Genomic DNA, 441 nt, shown 5'->3' on the forward strand with positions numbered 1-441 from the left:
GCAAGGCAGTTTCGCCTCACAGACGACCAGCATAAGCCGTGAGCACACAGGGTACGGTAATTCTCCGCCGCACCATGTCAAGTGAACACCTTAATTAACACACGTGATGAGGTATACTCACACAAAATGTTTAAGTGGGCGAGACAGTGGCTTCGCAACATCTATATTGGCGAGATTAAGCAGTCACTTGCTCTGACACCAGATCACGTTGCTGTGATCCAGGACGGAAACCGGCGGTACGCCCGTGAACGAGGTCTTGATCCGTCAGATGGGCATGCTCACGGTGCGGAAACCACTGAAGACATGCTACATTGGTGTTCCGAGTTCGATATTACTGAAGTCACATTGTACACCTTCTCAACAGAGAATTTTGCACGACCAGATGAGGAACTCACTGACCTCTTTGATCTCATTGAGGACCGGCTGTATTCGTTTGCGGAT

General features: G+C 49.7%; 1 protein-coding gene. It reads left to right on the top strand.

Features of this window, described 5'->3' with window-relative positions; translation table 11 throughout:
* Positions 1 to 213 precede the first annotated feature (213 nt).
* A partial coding sequence (locus EXE45_RS17990) for an undecaprenyl diphosphate synthase family protein (RefSeq protein WP_394348156.1) occupies positions 214 to 441 on the top strand: 228 nt, incomplete at its 3' end.

The sequence above is a fragment of the Halorubrum sp. SP9 genome (assembly GCF_005435015.1).
GTDB classification, from domain to species: Archaea; Halobacteriota; Halobacteria; order Halobacteriales; family Haloferacaceae; genus Halorubrum; species Halorubrum sodomense.